This window comes from Streptomyces sp. TRM64462 (genome assembly GCF_013362995.1).
In the GTDB taxonomy this organism is placed as follows: domain Bacteria; phylum Actinomycetota; class Actinomycetes; order Streptomycetales; family Streptomycetaceae; genus Streptomyces.
The window spans coordinates 1-615 of record NZ_JABWDV010000234.1; the positions used below are offsets into that span (position 1 = coordinate 1).

The window sequence follows — 615 nt, forward strand, 5'->3', positions numbered from 1 at the left end:
GGGGGATGAGGTTCCTTTGAAAAACACAGCGAGGACGCTGTGTGCGAGTGGGACTATTCCTCCCGCTCGCACCGCTCTCGTGGTGTTGATCCCGATTACGGGAAAACATTCACGGAGAGTTTGATCCTGGCTCAGGACGAACGCTGGCGGCGTGCTTAACACATGCAAGTCGAACGATGAACCCGCTTCGGTGGGGGATTAGTGGCGAACGGGTGAGTAACACGTGGGCAATCTGCCCTGCACTCTGGGACAAGCCCTGGAAACGGGGTCTAATACCGGATACGACCGCTTCAGGCATCTGACGGCGGTGGAAAGCTCCGGCGGTGCAGGATGAGCCCGCGGCCTATCAGCTTGTTGGTGAGGTAACGGCTCACCAAGGCGACGACGGGTAGCCGGCCTGAGAGGGCGACCGGCCACACTGGGACTGAGACACGGCCCAGACTCCTACGGGAGGCAGCAGTGGGGAATATTGCACAATGGGCGAAAGCCTGATGCAGCGACGCCGCGTGAGGGATGACGGCCTTCGGGTTGTAAACCTCTTTCAGCAGGGAAGAAGCGAGAGTGACGGTACCTGCAGAAGAAGCGCCGGCTAACTACGTGCCAGCAGCCGCGGTA

At 60.2% G+C, this 615-nt stretch carries 1 rRNA gene; it reads left to right on the forward strand.

Features of this window, described 5'->3' with window-relative positions:
• Nucleotides 1-108: 108 nt before the first annotated feature.
• Nucleotides 109-615, forward strand: a 16S ribosomal RNA gene (locus HTZ82_RS10890); the annotation flags it as partial.